Source organism: Apibacter adventoris, from assembly GCF_002964975.1.
Lineage (GTDB): Bacteria > Bacteroidota > Bacteroidia > Flavobacteriales > Weeksellaceae > Apibacter > Apibacter adventoris.
On sequence record NZ_PSZM01000047.1, the window covers coordinates 24,098 to 43,731 of the forward strand.

The 19,634-nt window shown below is 27.9% G+C and carries 16 protein-coding genes; 11 read left to right on the forward strand and 5 right to left on the reverse strand.

Translation table 11 applies throughout. The features are described from left to right. Positions 1-19: 19 nt before the first annotated feature. Positions 20-3,703 carry a glycosyltransferase family 117 protein gene (locus C4S77_RS12630; protein WP_105247862.1) on the reverse strand — a complete coding sequence of 1,228 codons (3,684 nt, stop codon included), beginning with the start codon at positions 3,701-3,703 and terminating at the stop codon, positions 20-22. Between the two features lie 164 nt (positions 3,704-3,867). Here C4S77_RS12630 and C4S77_RS12635 point away from each other — a divergent pair, with 164 nt between their 5' ends. From C4S77_RS12635 to C4S77_RS12665, 7 genes are all read left to right on the forward strand, one after another. After that, entirely contained in the window at positions 3,868-5,370 is a 1,503-nt protein-coding gene (locus C4S77_RS12635; protein WP_105247863.1) for a GH3 auxin-responsive promoter family protein, read from the forward strand. A 43-nt stretch (positions 5,371-5,413) separates the two neighbouring features. Beyond that, positions 5,414-6,268: a glycosyltransferase family 2 protein gene (locus tag C4S77_RS12640; RefSeq protein WP_105247864.1), complete on the forward strand. Its 855-nt coding sequence runs from the start codon at positions 5,414-5,416 to the stop codon at positions 6,266-6,268. Beyond that, on the forward strand, positions 6,265-7,383 hold the full coding sequence (locus tag C4S77_RS12645; RefSeq protein ID WP_105247865.1) for a hypothetical protein: 1,119 nt from the start codon (positions 6,265-6,267) through the stop codon (positions 7,381-7,383). Before C4S77_RS12640 ends, C4S77_RS12645 begins: the two co-directional genes overlap by 4 nt. Next, the gene (locus tag C4S77_RS12650) at positions 7,380-8,180 is read left to right on the forward strand and encodes an FkbM family methyltransferase (RefSeq protein ID WP_105247866.1); all 801 of its coding nucleotides are present in this window, start codon (positions 7,380-7,382) and stop codon (positions 8,178-8,180) included. The genes C4S77_RS12645 and C4S77_RS12650 overlap by 4 nt, the downstream gene beginning before the upstream one ends. Positions 8,181-8,198: 18 nt before the next feature. Continuing rightward, entirely contained in the window at positions 8,199-9,677 is a 1,479-nt protein-coding gene (locus C4S77_RS12655; protein WP_105247867.1) for a lipopolysaccharide biosynthesis protein, read from the forward strand. 99 nt (positions 9,678-9,776) lie between these two features. Beyond that, the gene (locus C4S77_RS12660) at positions 9,777-10,598 is read left to right on the forward strand and encodes a hypothetical protein (RefSeq protein ID WP_105247868.1); all 822 of its coding nucleotides are present in this window, start codon (positions 9,777-9,779) and stop codon (positions 10,596-10,598) included. 74 nt (positions 10,599-10,672) lie between these two features. After that, positions 10,673-11,197, forward strand: a complete 525-nt coding sequence (locus C4S77_RS12665; RefSeq protein WP_105247869.1) for a DUF4442 domain-containing protein — start codon at positions 10,673-10,675, stop codon at positions 11,195-11,197. A 21-nt stretch (positions 11,198-11,218) separates the two neighbouring features. Here the strand turns inward: C4S77_RS12665 and C4S77_RS12670 are convergent, their stop codons facing one another. From C4S77_RS12670 to C4S77_RS12685, 4 genes are all read right to left on the reverse strand, one after another. Next, entirely contained in the window at positions 11,219-12,397 is a 1,179-nt protein-coding gene (locus tag C4S77_RS12670; protein ID WP_105247870.1) for a carcinine hydrolase/isopenicillin-N N-acyltransferase family protein, read from the reverse strand. 5 nt (positions 12,398-12,402) lie between these two features. Continuing rightward, positions 12,403-13,098 carry a rhodanese-like domain-containing protein gene (locus C4S77_RS12675; RefSeq protein ID WP_105247871.1) on the reverse strand — a complete coding sequence of 232 codons (696 nt, stop codon included), beginning with the start codon at positions 13,096-13,098 and terminating at the stop codon, positions 12,403-12,405. Positions 13,099-13,114: 16 nt separating this feature from the next. Next, positions 13,115-15,892: a TonB-dependent receptor gene (locus C4S77_RS12680; protein ID WP_105247872.1), complete on the reverse strand. Its 2,778-nt coding sequence runs from the start codon at positions 15,890-15,892 to the stop codon at positions 13,115-13,117. Between the two features lie 378 nt (positions 15,893-16,270). Then, on the reverse strand, positions 16,271-16,885 hold the full coding sequence (locus tag C4S77_RS12685) for a deoxynucleoside kinase (RefSeq protein WP_105193909.1): 615 nt from the start codon (positions 16,883-16,885) through the stop codon (positions 16,271-16,273). Between the two features lie 160 nt (positions 16,886-17,045). On the opposite strand from C4S77_RS12685, the gene C4S77_RS12690 reads away from it, so the two are divergent. The 4 genes from C4S77_RS12690 (at position 17,046) to C4S77_RS12705 (ending at position 19,616) form a co-directional block, all read left to right on the forward strand. Beyond that, positions 17,046-17,510: a hypothetical protein gene (locus C4S77_RS12690; RefSeq protein WP_105247873.1), complete on the forward strand. Its 465-nt coding sequence runs from the start codon at positions 17,046-17,048 to the stop codon at positions 17,508-17,510. 89 nt (positions 17,511-17,599) lie between these two features. Beyond that, positions 17,600-18,436 carry a 50S ribosomal protein L11 methyltransferase gene (prmA, locus tag C4S77_RS12695; protein WP_260210096.1) on the forward strand — a complete coding sequence of 279 codons (837 nt, stop codon included), beginning with the start codon at positions 17,600-17,602 and terminating at the stop codon, positions 18,434-18,436. Beyond that, complete coding sequence (locus tag C4S77_RS12700; RefSeq protein ID WP_105193912.1) at positions 18,426-18,716, forward strand: ATP-dependent Clp protease adaptor ClpS; 291 nt, start codon at positions 18,426-18,428, stop codon at positions 18,714-18,716. The genes prmA and C4S77_RS12700 overlap by 11 nt, the downstream gene beginning before the upstream one ends. Before the next feature lie 153 nt (positions 18,717-18,869). Continuing rightward, entirely contained in the window at positions 18,870-19,616 is a 747-nt protein-coding gene (locus tag C4S77_RS12705; protein WP_105247875.1) for an electron transfer flavoprotein subunit beta/FixA family protein, read from the forward strand. Positions 19,617-19,634: the final 18 nt, after the last annotated feature.

Below are 19,634 nucleotides of genomic sequence, written 5' to 3' on the forward strand. Positions count from 1 at the left end.
ATGCAAAAGTAATTATAAATTATTTTAATTTCATCATAATTGATGAAATTTCTTCAGCTTTTTCCTGTCCATAAACAGAATCTAGAGGATATAAAATTTGTAACATCTGCCCGTAAGAATACATAAGATTTTCTATAGAAGCACTATGTTCTTTTGCTATATTTTCCCCTAACATTTCGACTGATTTTAAACGTTTATCAAAAGGTTTAAATGATTCGGTAATATAAGCTATAGCTTTGTCCTTTTGATCTAAATCTATATAAGTATTAACTATATTTGCAGTTATGTAAGCATAGTATTGCGAAAGTTTAGCCATGTCATCGGTAACAAAAGTTTGTTTATTTTGGAATGGATCATCGGAGAAAGGAGAAAGTGCCTGGTTTTTATGTGTTTTAAATAAATTTGCAATTATGTAAGCAAAGTTTTTCAAAAGCTTAGTAAAGTGATCATCGGAGGATAGAGATAAATAGTAGTTTAGCTCATTTAGTACCTGATCTTTATATATTTCAGCTAATTTTAAACCTTCTGTTTCTTTACCTATATAAAAATATGCACTGATGATAGTATTGAATGAAGGGGTTCCCGGATATAAATTCAAAGGGATTTCTTTGTTAATCAGTTGTAATACATCATAGGCTCTTTTTTTATCGCCTGCTTTTGCTAGAGCAATAGCAGCTCTACCACAAGCCATTCTATAATTTAAAATATTACTTCTACAAGTTTCATCAAAATAAGCCTTAGGATCTTTTAAGTTACCAAATTTGTAATTCATAACTAAGTGATATAAAGTATTAGGATTAATTCTTCCTTGTTCTCCGGTTTCATTTTCAGGAGTGTAAATTGGTACCAGTTTGGATACTAATCCCTGAAATTCCAAATAATTATCTGTATACATTAAATTTGCAGATGAATATGTACCTCCTGAACTAAAATATATAGATCGATCCCAATTATAATTTGAAAATAAATTAATCATAGCCAAGCCATCTTTGTTTAAAGCTCCCTGTTTGATTTCTATAGTAAGGTTGTTAACAATAAGATTAGCATCTTCAGGTTTTACAATCCCATATTTTAAAGCATTTTGTTTATTTACCGGTATATATATTTTCTTAACAGGTAAAAAACCTATGTTTTTTACCATATCTTTTTTCTCAGGAGAATAATAAAAATCTCTCAATAAATTTTGTACATTTTTATCTTTAAGAAATTGTATAGCTTCTTTAGCAGAAATACTATCCTGAGTAGCAAATTTTTTTAATTGGATATAATCAGCAGGTACATGATCTCCCCAACTTGCAAAAAGTTGTTTCCATAAATTTGGGTACATTAAAATGACCTGATCATTTACCCCATCTCTATATTCTTCATGAGATAAAGATGAAGGAAGCCCTGGGGCTTTATAAGTTTTTCTTAAAACCTGATCAATATACCAAGCAGTTCCCAGTAAAGTAAAATTAACAACTTTAGCATCAGATCTAAATTCTTCTGTTTCCTGTAAGGCCCATAGCGGATATGTATCATTATCTCCGAATACAAAGAGAATAGGATTATTTTTATCTAAATCTTGTAAATAACTTTTTGAAAAGTCGTAAGCTGTGTATCTCCTGCTACGGTCATGATCATCCCAGTTTTGAAATCCTACTAAAACAGGAATAGCTAAAGTAGCAAAACCGGTAATGATACTTGCTTTCTCAAGTTTTAGTTCAGTAAGTAAATACATTATTGCGGTTACCCCTAAACCTATCCAGATAGCAAAAGTATAAAAAGAAGTAACCAAAGCATAATCTCTTTCTCTTGGCTCAAATGGACTTACGCTCGTATATAAAATTATACCGGCTCCTGTAAGTAAAAATAAAACAATAAGAGCAAAATTTCTTCCCGTATCTCGATTTAGCTGAAAGAAAAATCCGATGAGACCTAATAACAATGGAAGACAGTAATATACATTGGTGCCTTTATTTTTATATGCTGCAGGTAGTTGTTCCTGATTCCCTAAGCGAGCATTATCCCAAAATTTAAAACCGGTAATCCAGTTTCCTTTCGTGTTTTCATAATTTCCCTGAATATCATTTTGTTTTCCTGAAAAATTCCAAAGGAAGTATCTTATAAACATATACCCCATTTGGTAAGTCATCATAAAATTAAAATTTTGCCATAATGTAGGTTTTTTTATGACCATAAGGTCTTTAAATTTTTTATAAGAAGAAATATTTATGGTACCATTATTTTTAGCATATCTAAGAGAATCTAAAGTTTTCTCCTGATATTTACTAACCTCAGGCGCTATTTTATCATAAAGTTGCTGATATAAAGGTTCTAATTGCTCCTGAGGGAGATTAATTAGGTTATTTTGGCGTAGATATTCTTCAATGTGCCCATTTGCTGCATTTTTCACATAATCAGGATCTGCATCAAAATCAGGGAACCCTTCCATTAAACCATAATTTTGCATAATATCATCACTGGGTTTAAACATCCGTGGTAAAATACTAATTTGGGCTGGGTTGAATTTATAATTTTGTCTTCTTCCTGTAACAATATATCTTCCGGTTTTTTCATCTTTTTCATAAATAGGACCATTATCTACCATGATAGCACTTCCGTTATCATCATATAATATTCCGTTGTTATCAAGATAGGCGGTATAATTGGGACCGTAAAATACTGGCCAGTCTCCATATTGTGCACGATTATAGTAATCTAACATACCTATAGCATTATCAGGATCGTTTAAGTTTATTGGTGGATTTGCATTGGCTCTTATGGGTAAAACTATCCAGCTAGAAAATCCTATTAGCATGAAAAGTATGGAAAGTAAAACAGTATTAGCAATAGTATATCCTTTTTTAATAGTATATTTCAATGAAAAATAAAATATTGCAACAATTACAATAAATGCAAATATAGACCCGCTGTTAAAAGGCATTTGCAGATCATTCACAAAAAATATTTCAGATTTGCCAAAAAAGGTCATGGTAAGAGGAAAAATAATTTTGAAAACCAATAAAAAGATTCCTCCGATTATTAAGCTGGCAATTATAAAATTTTTCCAGGTAAATTTATATTTTTTGGTATAATAAATATAGCCTAAAGTTGGAATTACTAAGATTACCATCAAATGTACTCCTACAGATAATCCTATAATTAAAGAAATTAACACGAGCCATCTATTAGATCGGGAATTATCAAAATCATTTTCCCATTTACATATCAACCATAATAATAAAGCTGTGAAACAGGAAGCTGCAGCATAAACTTCTCCTTCAACTGCAGAAAACCAAAAAGTGTCGGTAAATGTAAAGGTTAAAGCTCCTACAGCCCCACTTAAGAGAATAATAATTTTTTGATAATTAGTATATTCTTTTGGTTCAGTGCGTGTAAATAAGGTCTTTCTGGCAAAATGTGTAATGGTCCAAAATAAAAATAAAATAGTAAAAGCACTCATTATGGCAGACATAGCATTAATAACCAACGAATATTTAGTTCCGTCACCTAAGGCAAAAAGAGCCCATACAGCCCCTAGTATCTGAAAAAATACTGCACCGGGGGAATGGGTGACTTCTAATTTAACTGCAGATGAAATGTATTCACCACAGTCCCAAAAACTAAAATTAGGTTCTATAGTAGCTAAGTAAGTTATTGCAGCTATAAGAAATACAAACCAGCCTGTCAGATTGTTTAGTTTATTGTAATTTAATTTCATTTTGCCCTAAATTATAATTTGCGAATATACTAATAATATTATTTTTAAGTAAGTAGAAATATGTAGAATCTAAAAAGAATAATTAATAATATAAAATTCCAAGCAGATAAAAAAACATTAAATTAAATTCCGATATTTGTTCACAACAAACCGGATTAGTAAAAATGGGATTTATTAAAAAAAGGATAGCATTATGGTGGGCTTTTAATCATTGTAAACAACAAGAGAAATGGAAAAATAGGCCAATTGAAATTCAAAATATATGGTTTCAAAAACTGATTAAAACGGCGGAAAATACACAGTTTGGCAAAGAATATAATTTTTCACAGATACGGACAATTAAAGACTATCAGGAACAAGTACCGGTTTTTGATTATGAAAAGTTAAAAATATACATTGAAAAAATAAAAGAAGGGGAAAAAGACGTATTGTGGCCGGGAAAGCCCTTGTATTTAGCAAAAACTTCCGGTACTACCTCAGGTATTAAATATATTCCTATAACAAAGGATTCCATGCCTTTTCATATAGAGGGTGCTAAAAGTGCTTTATTTCACTATATTAATAAAAGAAAAAATTCTGATTTCGTAAATGGAAAAATGATTTTTTTGCAGGGAAGCCCTAAATTGGATGATATTCATGGAATTAAAATAGGAAGATTATCTGGGATTTCAGCTCATTTTGTGCCTAAATATCTTCAAAGTAATAGATTACCTTCTTGGAAAACCAATTGCATGGAAGATTGGGAGGCTAAAATAGATTGTATTATAGATGAAACTATCCATCAGAATATGACGTTAATAAGTGGCATACCTCCATGGTTAGTAATGTATTATGAAAAATTAATTGAAAAATCCGGAAAGAATATAATACAAACATTTCCAAACCTGCAATTATTGGTAACAGGAGGGGTTAATTATAAACCCTATGAAGAAAAAATGGAAGAACTTATAGGACGTAAAATTGATATTGTACAGACTTATCCTGCTTCAGAAGGTTTTATTGCTTTTCAAGATGATGTAGATACTAATGAATTATTGCTTATGCTTAATCATGGAATTTTTTATGAATTTATACCTATGGAAGAAATTCATAAAAAACAACCGAAACGCTTAACTATAGAAGAAATTGAATTAAATAAAGACTATTCAATAGTTTTAACTACAAATGCCGGATTATGGTCTTATCAGATAGGAGATACAGTAAGATTTGTCAATAAAAAACCTTTTAAAATTATTGTTTCAGGAAGAACTCAACATTATACTTCTGCCTTTGGAGAACATGTAATTTCTTATGAAGTTGAAGGAGCATTAAAAGAAATATCAGAAAAAAATCATATACTAATTCAAGAGTTTACATTGGCTCCAGAAGTTAATCCCTCTCAAGGGTTGCCTTATCATGAATGGTTTATTGAATTTGAAAGGATACCTGATAATATTCATGCTTTTTCTTTAGAATTAGATCAAGCTTTAAGAAAAAGAAATACTTATTATGATGATTTAATTTCAGGAGGTATTTTGAGACCCTTAAAAATATCTGTAGTACGAAAAAATGGATTTAATGATTATATGAAGGAAATAGGAAAGTTGGGAGGACAAAATAAACTTCCACGTTTATCTAATGATCGTAAAATTGCCGATGTATTGGAAAAGTATCTAAAGAAACCATAATTTAAAATTAATCTATATTTTTTTGAAAAAATAATTAAATTTATTGAGACTTTTAGTAATTATCCCCGTATATAATGAAGAACAGCATTTAGAGGAATGCTTAATTTCTTTTGCAGCCCAAACTTATAAAGATATAGAATGGGTAATTGTGAATGATGCATCTACAGATAATTCTTTATCCATTATAGAATCTTTTTGTAAAAACAAAACAAATTTTACGTTTGTAAACCTTACTCACAAATCAGAACATAATCCAGGCGCAAAAGTTGTCAAGACTTTTTATGAAGGATTAAAATCTAAAAATTGGAAAGATTTTGACGTAATAGCTAAATTAGATTCAGATATAATATTACCTGCGAATTATTATGAAACTATGATCTCGGAATTACAAAAAAATCCAAAGATAGGAATGGTTGGAGGATTAGTATACATTGAAAAAAATGGAAATTGGATACATGAAAATGTAGCTAATAAAAATCATATAAGAGGAGCTATAAAAACCTATCGTAAGGAATGTTTTAACGATATTGGTGGATTAAGGGAAACTTTAGGTTGGGATAATTTAGATGTGTTGTTAAGTCGTATGTATGGGTGGGAAGTCAAAGTTATACAAACAATTTGGGTAAAGTTATTAAAACCGACTGCTTATGTTTATAATGATACAAAAGCAGAAAAAAGAGGAAGGTATTTTTATAATATAGGTTTAGATAAAAAACTTGCTTTTATTTCCTGTGCGAAAGCTTCATGGAAAGATCATTCTTTAAAAAATTTTTATACATCATTCTCAACTTTTCTTACTATGGAAAAGAATAAAGAACTTCGTAAAATATCTCAAAAAGAAATTTCGTATATACGAAAATACAGATGGAATGAAATGTTGAAAAAATTAAAATTATGAGATTAGCTATTCTGGAATTTGAAACTCATTCTCATTTAATATACCTGTGGGAGGAATTGTTGAAAGATGTGAAAGAATTAGATTATAAATTCTTTATTACCCCTGCTATAGCCCAGCATATTTCAGAAATACCATTAAATAAAAAACAAATTATTAAAATAGATAATATATCAGAAAATATTCATGAATTTAGGTCTTATGATGTGGTTATTTTCAATACTTTACATCGTAATTTTGATAAATTTACTTCTATTTTTAATCATGGAAATGTTTTACTTCTTGTTCATAACAGTAACTTTTATTTTCATTCCATAGCCCCTCAATGGAAATATTTAAGAAAAGTGAAAAATATAAATCTAATTTATTATTATTTAAAAATTATATTTAGAGAAAAAATATATCAGACTAAAGAAATTATAAATAAGGCTTGGGGATATGGCTATTTGAATACAAATGTAGCATTTAATAATAAAGGAGAAGGAATACATAATTTTGTAATCCCACTCCATTATAATTCTTTTTTTTCACTTTTAAAAAATACATATGAAATTCGGATTGTTATTCCGGGTAATGTTTCTTGTAATCGGAGAAACTATCCTTTGATATTTGATCTAATTTTGAAAATTAAACCTCAAGAAAAACTTAGATTTATATTTTTAGGTAAACCGGAAGGGCATAGAATGATCCAAAAATTGGAAAAATTAAAAAAATCTTTACTTCAGCCGAATGTAAAAATAGAATATTATACACAAAGAATACCTCAAGATGATTTTATAAAGCAAATGAAAGAGGCTCATTTTGTCTTATGCCCGATACTAAAAGAAACTCAATTTTATTTACAACCGGAAATATACGGAAAGACTAAAGCTAGTGGTAATGAAGGTGATTGTATTTATTATGGGAAAATAGGAATATTTCCTGATTATTACAAGATTCAAAACTGGACATGTTTGTATTATAAGAATAAAAATAATCTTTGTACTATTTTGGAAACCCTTACATATGAAAAGTACATATACTATCATCAAGAGTTATCTGATAAAATAGAAATATTTACTAAAGAAAATTCGCAAAAAAAATTTCTCAACCTGATAAAAAATGTTAAAATAGCATGAATAGTTTTAGAAATACAGCTATAAAGTGGGCTTATAAATATTGGCCGGCTCTATATAAAAAAAGGTTTTTTAAAAAGTTGAATAATTTAAATCAATATAATATCAGAAAAAGAAATGTAGAATTTGAATTTTTACTTCTTACAAAATATCTACAACAAGATAGTATTTTTTTAGATGTAGGGGTAAATATGGGATCATATCTATACTTTGCAGAAAAATTTATTACTGATAAAAATATTTACGGTTTTGAGCCTCAACCAGCTTTATATAAAAGAATCAAGTATTTATTTCCCAATATAAATGTTTATAATATCGCTTTAACAGATACGCAAGGAATTTTAAAATTTAAAGTTCCGATGGTGGGAAATAGAGAGTCTACAGGCAGAGGTACTTTGAAGATAGATTATATAGAAGAAGATGAAACCTCTAATAAAATATATGATGTGCAGGCCAATACGTTGGATTGGTTTGTTGCAGAAAAACAAATATCCAAAATTTCATTAATAAAAATAGATGTAGAAGGCGCAGAAATTAATGTAATTAAAGGAGGAGCGAATACAATAAGAAAATTTAGGCCTATATTATTGATAGAAGTAGAAGAAAGGCACCATAAAGATAAACTTTGGAATATTATACAACCTATAATAAATTTAAATTATACACCGTATTATTTAGATAGGGAAACGTTCGATTTAATAAAATTAAAGCAAGATACGCTAATTCATCAGGAAATTACTAATATTAAAAATAAAGAAATGTATATTAATAATTTTATATTTTTGCCTAATTCAATTTGAAGCTATTAAAAACAAAGTATGGGAATAGTAGCAAGGCAAGGAATTAAATACAGTATTATAAGTTATCTTAGTTTTTTATTGGGTACTTTTTCAACTATTTTTATATATCCCACAAATACTCAATTTTTAGGACAGTTACGATTTATACAACCAGCTGCTGAATTAATATATCCTTTTGTAGTTTTTGGATTAAGTTTTGCAAACATAAGGTTTCATCAAAAATTTAAAGCTCAAAATCAACAAATTGATTTTTTAGAATTTTCTGTGAAATTTATATTTTGCAATTTTATTTTCATTTTACTTATTTATCTAATTTTAGCATACACTATCCCATTAATAAGAGATACTAATTATTGGAAAATGCGGTATTATATAATGCCTACAGTACTTATTTTAGCTTTGACTCAATTATTTGCCAGATATATATCTAATTTTAAAAGAGTGGCTATCACTGGAATATTTGAAAATTTTTTTCCAAAATTAGGTTCGTTAATTACTTTTATTTTCTGTGTATATTTAGGAATCTCTCATAAAATTTCATTATATATTTTTATTCTTTTTTTTGCTTTTGGTTTGATTGGAATTATATACTATTTTTTTCACTTAAATAAAGATAAAAAAAGTGGCACTTTAAGTATTTTAAAAGATAAAGAATTCAAATCAGAATTATTTTACTTTTGTCTTTTTGCAGTCTTAGGGAATTTAGGAAATCAGTTAGCTCTTAAAATTGATAATATAATGATAGCAGAATTGATAGATTATAAACAAAATGGAGTATATTCAATACTTATATCAATTGTAGGCTTCTTATCAGTTCCGTTATTAGGGGTATTTGCTATCTCAGGACCTATTATTGTAGAAAAACTTGAAACCCACAAATGGGAAGAATTGAGAGAATTTTATCAAAAAATTTCAAGATTTTTATTTCTTTTTGGTACAATATTATTGTCCTGTATATTTTCAGGGATGGATTATCTATTTCACTTAATGAAAAATGGGCAAGATTTGATAAACGCTAAATCTGTGGTATATATTTTAGGATTTGCAACCCTTTTTGATTTAGCAACCGGATTTAACAGCCAAATTATTAATTATTCAAAATACTACAGATTTAATATATATGCAATGCTTTTACTAGCGGTATTAACCATAATATCAAATTGGATTTTTATTGTTCATTTTCATTTAGGGATAGAGGGTGTATCTTTGGCAACAGCTATCTCCCTTACTATTTTTAATATAGTTAAAGTAATCTTTAATTATAAAAAATTTGGAATACAGCCTTTTACAAAAATATTTATTCCTATTCTTCTTACCGGTGTTGTTAGTGTATTAATTGCTTATACAGTGCCTGATTTTACTAATAATTTATGTAATCTTATTCTAAAACCTTCTATAGTCCTTTGCATATTTTTTATATCAAACTTTGGGTTTAAATTTATTCCTTTACAACAAATATTCAAGACCAATTTTAAAAATTTTTTAACAGGTAAATAAAAGTAATATATTTTATCAATCATTTAAAAGAATATTAAATGAATAATCTAACTATCAATCATATTTTAATGTATTTTTGTTTATAGAAATGTATTATTAATGAAACTTATTTATTGTTGTATATTATGTAATTTGTGTTTTTTATTATCTTCTCAAGAAAGAAAAATTCTGGAAGGGAAGGTATATATTAATGATTCTCAAGAGTCTATATCTGGAATTTATGTAAAAAATCAGACAACCCATTATACAACAATTACCGATATAGTAGGTAACTTTAGCTTGCCGGCACGTCAAGGAGACGAAATTATATTTCAATCTTATAATATTGAAAATCGTACACTTATTGTCACTCCTCTAATGGATAAAAACCAGGCAATATTCATACATTTAAATGTAAAAGAAAAGGAAATACCTGAAATATATGTTACGCCCTTTAAAACTTATGGTAGTATTGAACTTGATGTAAAGAGGATACCTATGATGAATAAAACTAATGAAATATTAGCGAAATTGGGCGATTTGACTCCGTATAAAAAATTAGATGGTAGTACAGATGTAGATACAGAAGCAGCTAAGTTATCAAATATGAAAATTAGTATTGAAAGTATTATTGATATGCTTACAGGAGATGGTAAAAAACGAGAGAGATTGCAAGCCTATGAAAATCAAATAAAAATAATAAGAAATATAAGAGAATATTTTGGAGATCAATATTTTATAGGATTAGGACTTGAAAAATATGAAATAGATGAATTTATATTATATACATATCTAAATTATAATATTAAGTTTTTTTATGATCATAATAATTATTTCCAAATTTTAAATGTTTTTGATAAAAATGTTTTAACCTTTAAAGCACTTAAACAAAATACTATTTCCACATCACCTAAGGTAGGAAAGACTTATTTTAAAAATTAAGAAAAGCTTAAATAAAAATTTTATTTATTGTTGTTATTAAAATCATATATTTAAAAAGCTAAATATTTGATAAGATGTATAAAAAAATAGCTAAAATTCTTTATAAAATTTTTACTCCCGCAGCAGTTTATAAATATTTTTTAAGCATATCGCCTATGTATAGACGTTCTACAGGTAAAATTAAATATGTATCTAAAAATTTAGATACAATTAACATAGAAATTCCTCTTTCTTATAAAAATAAAAATTATGCAGATTCCATATTCGGGGGTAGTTTGTTTTCAGCAACTGATCCTATATACATGATGCAGTTAATTAAAATTTTAGGAGATAGTTATATAATATGGGACAAATATTCTAGCATACATTATATTAGGCCAGCCAAAGAAAATGCCTATGCTTCCTTTGTTTTTTCAAAAGAAGAAATAGACAATATAAAAAGTGGAATAAGAAAAAATGGAGAAATAGTCTGGGATAAAAAATTATCAATTACTGATAAAAACGGAGGTATATTTTGTTTACTTGAAAAAAAAATTTGCATAGCAGACAAATTTTTTTACAATGGAAAAATAAATAATCCCCATATTTCTATAAACTAAATTCTTTAATTTATAGTAGGGTTATTCTAAATATAATTGGGGAACATAATCATCGATCCATTGATAAAAATCAGTTATTTCTTTTTCATTTAATCTTCCATTTTTTCTCCATAAATTAAGATATTTTTCAGATTTCTTGAATATATTGTTTTCTGTAACATAAATCTTAGGCAAAATTTTAAGTAATTCTTCTACATTTATATAGTCATTACCTTCTCCTCTTTCAATAGGGAAAAGTTTTTTCTTAATACAACTGGCCCATTCGTCCATTAAAGTTTTTTGTTGTTTGTCTGCTATGAGAATTTTAGGAAGAATATGCTTATTATTTAACCATAATGGAATAGTTACAGAACCTAAAGTACTTCCCAATATAGTCCAAGCCGTAGTTAATGAAGGAGATTCATTGGTTTTTACTCCTTGAAATACAACTGCAGAAGCTGTAAAATAACGGGGTATAAAATCACGAAAAGCGGCAAATTTTTCTTTATATTGGTTTAAATTTACTTTGGTTAGCCCATGAACAAGGCATTTGGAAACATCCTGTAAAAAAAATCTGGGCGTTAAATTATTATTTAAAGAAGCATTGTATAATAATTCTTGAGCTTGCATATATCGGCTATATCCTTTACCCTCATTAATCAATCCAGAAAATGAATAATTTGTGCGTATTATATAACCAAAAGGAGCTATTATGGGGTCATTAGCATCAAATTTAGTAAATCCGGTATTATTCGTTTCATAATAAGCCGCTCCACCTTTGGCGTCAATTACACCAAAATTAGAGCTTAATCGTAAAGGTTTTGACAAATGATTAAGTAAGTTTTCAAAATCTTCAAGAGTAGCACAAGTTTCTAAAGCCAGTCTCATAATTTCCCCATCTTGTCTTTCTTCGTCTTTTAGAGCAGGATAGTTTATATTATAACTATCAGAATTTATAATAGCAAATCCGGCGCTATTATGTCCGTTTAAAACGCTTTTTTCCTCTATATCCATAGGGTTAACCATTCCAATAAATGAGTATTTACCTTGGGTAGAATAAATAAGTCGACTGTGAAGAGTTTGGGTATCTCTGTTTTTATATAAAATAGGTCTTCCGTCTGGAGTAGCTTTTCCCGAGACTACAGCAGTAGTACAAGCATGTAGAAAGCGTACAGACAAAAATAGCATAAAAACTATTCCCCATATAGCGTATTTTTTCATAAATTTTATCTTATAAGGTTTTCAATATATTCTATAAGTTTTTGTTTTTTTATATAACCGGATTTTTCCCATTCTATTTTCTGATTTTTATAAGCAATTAAAATAGGAAATTCTCTTTTGGTGAAAGATTGCACAAGATTTCTGTTTTCATCTGCATTAATTTTAACTATCTGGATTTTCTCTTTGTAATTTTTTTCTAATTCATTTAGTTCGAAATCCATTTGGTTACAAGAACTACACCAAGGTGTATAAAATTCAATAAGAATAATAGGAAAAGACAAAAGTATTTTTTGATATTCTTTCGCAGAAATCATATCTTCTTTTTCTCCCACAAACGAATATCCTTTACGTATCCATTGAGTTATCCCACCATTCAATTCATATAAATTTTTATATCCTAAACTTTTAAGGATTTCTAATGTAGAAATACTTCTTGCCCCAGATCTACAATAAATAAGATAGGTTTTAGATTGATCTAGTTTTTTTAATTGGCTTAGAAAATTTTCACTTCTATAATCTATTAATATTGCATTTTCAATATGTCCCAAATTGAATTCTTCCGGAGTTCTTACATCTAAAATAACTATGTCAGGATTGGTCATTTTATTGAAAAAATCTTCTGGTTCCAAAGCTTCAGAATTTTGTCCTAATATTTGAGAGGTACTGATAATCATGATTATAAAAAGTAATATAGGTTTCATTTATATTGTAAATTTACTAAAAATCAAAATTTACTTTACTAAATAAATAACGTCCGTTAAATCCGAATTGGCTGACATATCTGGAATATACAAATTGTCCATTGTTACTATTTGAAGCTATAGCTACTTTCTCCGGATAGATATTAAATAAATTATTAGCTCCGACAGTTATTTTAAAGAATTTAAGAACCTTGTAACTAATAGAAGTATCCGTAATCCATCGGGGATTATAAAATTGTTGATATTCAACATATGTAGGCTCTGTTACTCCACCAAAATAATTATTTCTAACAAAGAATGACCATTTACTAATATCATAAGTTAATGATAAATTAAATTTTTGATTTGGTATAGCATTTTCTATATATATTTTACTAGCATCACTAAAATAAATTTTTTCTTTTCCTTTTAATAATTCCGATGTATGTATATTTCCCACTTGTTGAGTATATGAAATAGTCCCAGCAAGGTCAATAAATAATTTTCCTTTTCCTAAACTAGTTTGGTAAGAAATTACAGCATCTAAACCTTTAGTTTCTGTATTAATAGCATTAGCGAAAAATCGAGCTTTTTGAGCCCCAGCTTGTTGTAGAATTTTATAGATTTCTTGATCAACCGTAGATCCGTTAGGATCTCCCCCAAATAAATCTGTATATACAATTCTGTCATTTACGCGAGTGAAATATCCATCCAGACTAATATGTAATGGACCTAATTTGCTGGTTAATCCGGCACTTATACTTTTAGATTTTTCAGCTTTTAAATTAGGAATTCCTAACAATCCGGCAATTTTACTGTCATTAGTGAAAGTTCCAACTTCATACATATTACCATTAAGATATAAAGTACTGGTATTAGAATAGTATCTTTGTTGTAAGGAAGGTGCCCTAAACCCCGTATTTCCTGACCCACGGAATGTTAAATTAGGAAGAATTTTATAACGGAAAGCTATTTTTCCGTTTACAGTATTTCCAAAATCATTATAATATTCATATCTGGCAGCTGCATTTATAAGGAAAGAAGATGAAAAATTAATTTCTAAGTCTGCATACCCAGCTAATGAATTTCTATGTGAATCTGTTGCATTTTCAGGAGAAAAACCGGCATTTCCTTGAGCTCCTCCTGCTATTGGAGTTTTACCATCGGGAGCAAACTTTATCGGGATATTTCCATTAATATCAGGAATGATTGATATGCTTCCATCCTTATTGGTGATTGATTTGCCTAGCCCATAGTTGGCATAAGACGCTTCCTCTCCGGCAATGATTTGATATCTTTCATATCTGTATTCTCCTCCAAAGGCAATGTTAACACCTGAGAGCCAGTCTAATTCACGTGAAGCATCCATATTAAAAACATTTTGCATAAATTTTAGTTTTCCTCCCTGAAAAGAAGTAGGTGAATCGGATCCTAAAGAAGCATTGACCGTATTTTTTGTTTTATTGTTAAATACATTTTGTCCATAGGTATTACTTATATCAATTTTCCAATCTGATATTTTACTTTTAATTCCTACTACAACAGATCGGTCATAAATGCTGGCTTCTGCTTGAGGAAGAAATCCTAAAGGGTAAATTTCATTTACATTATTGGCAGAATTAGGATATCTATAAAATTGTGATGCTATGCTATTCCTATAACCAAAAATACCAAAAGAATATAATTCTGTGATGGGATTTACCGGGAGTATAGCATTATAAGCTATTTGTCCACTTAATAGTTTAGATTGTCCTATTTTTAAACTATAATCTCTTCTTGTTGTATGAGTAGCAGCTAAAAAATCATCTGTCTTATCAATACCTATACCACTAGAAAAATCTTTATATATAGTACCATTATAAATTCCTCCACGATCGGTTGAGTTTCTTTTATCAAATGTTGTAGAAAAATTAATAAAACCTCCTTGTTTTCCTAATGGTATGCCATAGTTTAAGTTTACTTGTACATTTTCACCATCATGAGAAGTTTTATCTTGAGCAATATTTTTACTTAAATATTCGCCTCCTGTAATACTTGCACTAAATTTATTTACTGTATTTTTAAGAATAATGTTAATTACACCAGCAACAGCATCACTACCATATTGTGCTGCAGCAGCATCTCTAAGTATTTCTATTCTATCGATGGAGGAAACCGGAATTGCATTCATATCTGTTCCTACAGTTCCTTTTCCAAAAGTCCCGTTTACATTAATAGTTGCAGAATTATAACGTCTTTTTCCATTAACTAAAACTAAAACTTGATCTGGACCCAATCCGCGTAAAGATGCCGGATCAGTCATATCTGTACTGCCACCTAAGGATTGAGGTGTAGAAGTAAATGAAGGTGCAACATAATTTAAAATTTGATTAATACTAACTTGAGCGCCATTACCTGCTACTTTTTTTATATCAATAATATCTACAGGAGTAGGAGAGTCTAGTAAAGTACGAGAAGTAAAACGAGTGCCTGTTATGACCACATCTTCAATTTGCCGAGAATTAATTTTAAAATCAAGATTTTTAATGTCTTCATCTATAAGAATAATTTTTTTAGAAATTTTATCCTCATCTAAGGGTTCTGCAGTAATTGTGTAATTTCCCGGAGATAGTTTTAATGTATATTCTCCATTTTCATCTGTATATGTATATTCTTTTGTATTTTCAACAGATATTTTTATTTCTGGTAATATAATCCCCTTTTCATCTACTACTTTACCTTTAACAAGAATTTCTTTATTAGGTTGTGCATATAAGTATATATCGGTTAATAAGACAATTAATACTCCTATAGCCAGGTTTAGTTTTAATTTCATTGTTTGCTAATTATTAATTTGATTGTTATTCCTATAGGATTAGTAGGAATATCATGTAAATATAATGACTTTTATCATATAAATAAATAATAATAAAAAAAATAATTTAATTTTTTTATTATTATTTTAAAAATCTATGAAATATGCTTTTAAATTGAATAAGACTAGGCTATATTAGATTTAATTCTATATGATAATTTATAATATTGATATTCAGTAATATAGTATTTATATGTAGATACAAAACTATAATTGATACAATGTTTCACTTTCTATCAAATTAGTTTTATAAAAAATAAGAATGGTTTAAATTATTTTACTATTTATTAAAATAGTTTAAAATAAAAAAATAGTGATTTAGAAAAAATAGATAATTTTTTAAAATAAACCGTGTATATTAGCCTCTACTTGATTAATAATATTTCCTAAATCCTCTTGATTGTCAACAAAATTTGTATGATCTACATCAATAATTAATAAATTGCCTTCTTTATAATTACTAATCCATGTTTCATATTTTTCATTTAAGCGATTAAGGTAATCGATGCTTATAGAAGATTCATACTCTCTACCTCTTTTTTGTATTTGGTTAACTAAAGTAGGGATAGTAGCCCGTAAATAAATAAGTAAATCAGGAGGCTGAATAAAATCTTTCATTAAGTTAAATAAATTCAGATAGTTTTTGTAATCGCGAGTTTGCATTAAACCCATTTCATGAAGATTAGCAGCAAAAATATAAACATCTTCATAAATAGTCCGGTCTTGAATAATATTTTTTTTACTTTCTCTAATTTCTTGAATTTGCTTAAATCGAGAACTTAAAAAATAGATTTGAAGATTAAAAGACCATTTTGCCATATCATAATAAAAATCATCCAAATAAGGATTATCTCGGGCATCCTCATATTGAGGAGTCCATTTATAATATTTAGCTAATAATTTGGTTAAAGTAGTCTTACCTGCTCCAATATTTCCGGTAATAGCAATATGCATTTTTAAAGGTTAAATTTTTTGTAAAGATACGCATCCTATAAACTTATTTGAAATAAATGTTTAATTAATATGTTTAAAATTCTATTTATAATTATTATTTTTATATAATTCACAATTATATAATTTAATTTATATATTTATATAATATTTATGTAATAGTATGATTGAGATTTTTATTGGAGTATCGGCATTTTTATTTTTACTCATTCTTTTTTTTATTTTAAGGAAAAAGAAAAAAATAACAAAAGAAGTAAAATTTACAAGTTTACCTGAAAAAAACATATCGGTAGATAACAAAAAGAAAGAGATAGTTAAGGAATTTGAATTAACAGTTTTAGGAACCGATGAAAAAGCAAAACGGACAAGTAGAAACCGCCAAATGTTATTAATGGAAATGAGTAGTTATGATGAAGTAATATTAGAATTATCAAAGGAAAAAAATAACATATGGGTATTAAATGAAAATAGGTATGATATAGGATATCTAAGCAAAGAAGATAGAGATTTAATATTACCTTATATAGAGAATAATGAATATTCTATAGAAACAGGTGTAGAACGTTTTTTTAGAAGTGAGCGAGGAGAAAGTTTAATTATATATGTTACTGTATTAGGATTTATATAAGTAATTTTCGTATTAAGTACTTTTGCTGCCTGTTGATTATGATAAATTAATTATATATTTGCTGCAATTTTATTATTTATAAATTTATAATGAAATATACAGAATATCAATTTATTGTTAAACCTTTAGATCCCTGGAAAGATATACTAATAGCTTATTTAGCAGAATTACCTTTTGAAAGTTTTATTGATACGGAAGATGGTTTTTTAACCTATGTAAAAACCGATCAAGATAATGAAGAACAAGTGAAAAAGTTACCTATATTGTCATCTTCAGATGTACAAATAATATATAAGAGAAAAAATGTTCCTGATATTAATTGGAACGAAGAATGGGAAAAAAACTTTTCACCTATAAACATAGAAAATAAGATATATTTACATGCTAATTTTCATCCCAAGAAAGATACTATTCCTTATCAAATACTTATACAACCAAAAATGTCTTTTGGTACAGGACATCACGAAACAACCTATAATATGCTTCATGCTATGTTATCAATGGATTTTCAAGGAAAATCAGTATTAGATATGGGATGTGGAACAGGGGTTCTGGCAATTTTTGCTAAAATGAAAGGAGCTGGATATGTAGAAGCTATAGATATTGATGAATGGTCTTATGAAAATTCTATTGAAAATGCACAGAAAAATTTGGTAGAGATAACAGTAAGATTAGGAGATACAAATATATTAAAGGAAGAAACCATGTTCGATGTAATACTAGCAAACATAAATAAAAATATTTTATTGCAAGATATTAAAACTTATAGTAAATATTTGAAACCTCAAGGGAAATTATTGGTAAGTGGAATTTATAACCACGATTATGAAGATATAATCGTAGAATCAAGTAAATATGGTCTGAAATTTGAACAAAAATGGGGAAAAAATAACTGGATATCAATATTATTAAATCATGATTTGTAACAATAACTATCCTAATTGGAAAGAGAGTGAAGAATATGATACATTAATATCTGAAGATTCTTCACATGTAATAATATTGCATAATGATGAAGTAAATACCTTCGATTTTGTCATAGAGTGTTTAATTGAAATTTGTGAACATACATTGGAACAAGCACAACAATGTACTTTTTTAGTTCATTATAAAGGGAAATGTGAAGTAAAAACAGGTTCATTAGAAAAATTAATTCCTTTAAATAATGCATTATTAAGAAAAGGTCTTTCCTCAGAAATTGTCTGAATCCATAAATGTTATCTAAAAAAAATCCTATACACTGAAAATAGGATTTTTTTGTTTTAATCGGGCTTTAATTCTATAAAATATAAAAATAGATTAAAAATTTTAAGATGAATACATAATAATTTTATTACATTAGACTGGAAAAAACAAAAAATGAAAATATTAGTAGCTATAAGTTGTGTTCCTGATACTACATCAAAAATAAATTTCACTCAGGATAAAAAAAAATTTGATAAAAATGGCATTCAATATGTAATTAATCCACAAGATGAATATTGTTTAAGTAAAGCTATATATCTACAGGAAAAACAAAATGCAGAAGTCACTATTGTTATTGTAGGAGATCTATCTGTAGAACCGGTAATGCGAAAAGCCTTGGCTATAGGAGCCCAAAATGCAATACGAGTAAATATAGAACCCATAGATAGTCAAAATGTGGCTAAAGAAATAGCCGAAATAGTAAAACAGGGAGATTATGATATAATACTATTAGGAAAAGAATCTTTAGATTATAATGGGGGTATGGTACCCGGGCTGGTTGCTGCTGAGTTAGATTTACCATTTGTAAATGGAGTTATAGGATTAGAAATAGAAAATAAAACCATAAAAGTGACTCGCGAGTTAGAAAATGGTGTAGAATTAATTTCATTAGATTTACCCGTTGTGTTGGCAGGTCAAAAAGGTTTGGTAGAAGAAAACCAATTAAAAATTCCTAATATAAGAGGAATTATGGCGGCAAAAAACAAATCATTAAATGTGGTAGAAGCTAAATTTTCAGATTTAAAACTCAAGATTGATGAATATGAGAAGCCTAAATCCAGATCTCATGTAGTTCTTGTAGATAAAGAAAATTTAGATGATTTAATTCAATTATTACATGAGCAGGCTAAAGTAATCTAAAAGATTTAAAATGATTTA

Excerpts from the sequence above, each read along its gene's own strand:
- C4S77_RS12630 (WP_105247862.1), bottom strand. The coding sequence starts at position 3,703 with ATGAAATTAAATTACAATAAACTAAACAATCTGACAGGCTGGTTTGTA.
- C4S77_RS12635 (WP_105247863.1), top strand. The coding sequence starts at position 3,868 with ATGGGATTTATTAAAAAAAGGATAGCATTATGGTGGGCTTTTAATCAT.
- C4S77_RS12645 (WP_105247865.1), top strand. The coding sequence starts at position 6,265 with ATGAGATTAGCTATTCTGGAATTTGAAACTCATTCTCATTTAATATAC.
- C4S77_RS12650 (WP_105247866.1), top strand. The coding sequence starts at position 7,380 with ATGAATAGTTTTAGAAATACAGCTATAAAGTGGGCTTATAAATATTGG.
- C4S77_RS12655 (WP_105247867.1), top strand. The coding sequence starts at position 8,199 with ATGGGAATAGTAGCAAGGCAAGGAATTAAATACAGTATTATAAGTTAT.
- C4S77_RS12660 (WP_105247868.1), top strand. The coding sequence starts at position 9,777 with ATGAAACTTATTTATTGTTGTATATTATGTAATTTGTGTTTTTTATTA.
- C4S77_RS12665 (WP_105247869.1), top strand. The coding sequence starts at position 10,673 with ATGTATAAAAAAATAGCTAAAATTCTTTATAAAATTTTTACTCCCGCA.
- C4S77_RS12670 (WP_105247870.1), bottom strand. The coding sequence starts at position 12,397 with ATGAAAAAATACGCTATATGGGGAATAGTTTTTATGCTATTTTTGTCT.
- C4S77_RS12675 (WP_105247871.1), bottom strand. The coding sequence starts at position 13,098 with ATGAAACCTATATTACTTTTTATAATCATGATTATCAGTACCTCTCAA.
- C4S77_RS12680 (WP_105247872.1), bottom strand. The coding sequence starts at position 15,892 with ATGAAATTAAAACTAAACCTGGCTATAGGAGTATTAATTGTCTTATTA.
- C4S77_RS12685 (WP_105193909.1), bottom strand. The coding sequence starts at position 16,885 with ATGCATATTGCTATTACCGGAAATATTGGAGCAGGTAAGACTACTTTA.
- C4S77_RS12690 (WP_105247873.1), top strand. The coding sequence starts at position 17,046 with ATGATTGAGATTTTTATTGGAGTATCGGCATTTTTATTTTTACTCATT.
- prmA (WP_260210096.1), top strand. The coding sequence starts at position 17,600 with ATGAAATATACAGAATATCAATTTATTGTTAAACCTTTAGATCCCTGG.
- C4S77_RS12700 (WP_105193912.1), top strand. The coding sequence starts at position 18,426 with ATGATTTGTAACAATAACTATCCTAATTGGAAAGAGAGTGAAGAATAT.
- C4S77_RS12705 (WP_105247875.1), top strand. The coding sequence starts at position 18,870 with ATGAAAATATTAGTAGCTATAAGTTGTGTTCCTGATACTACATCAAAA.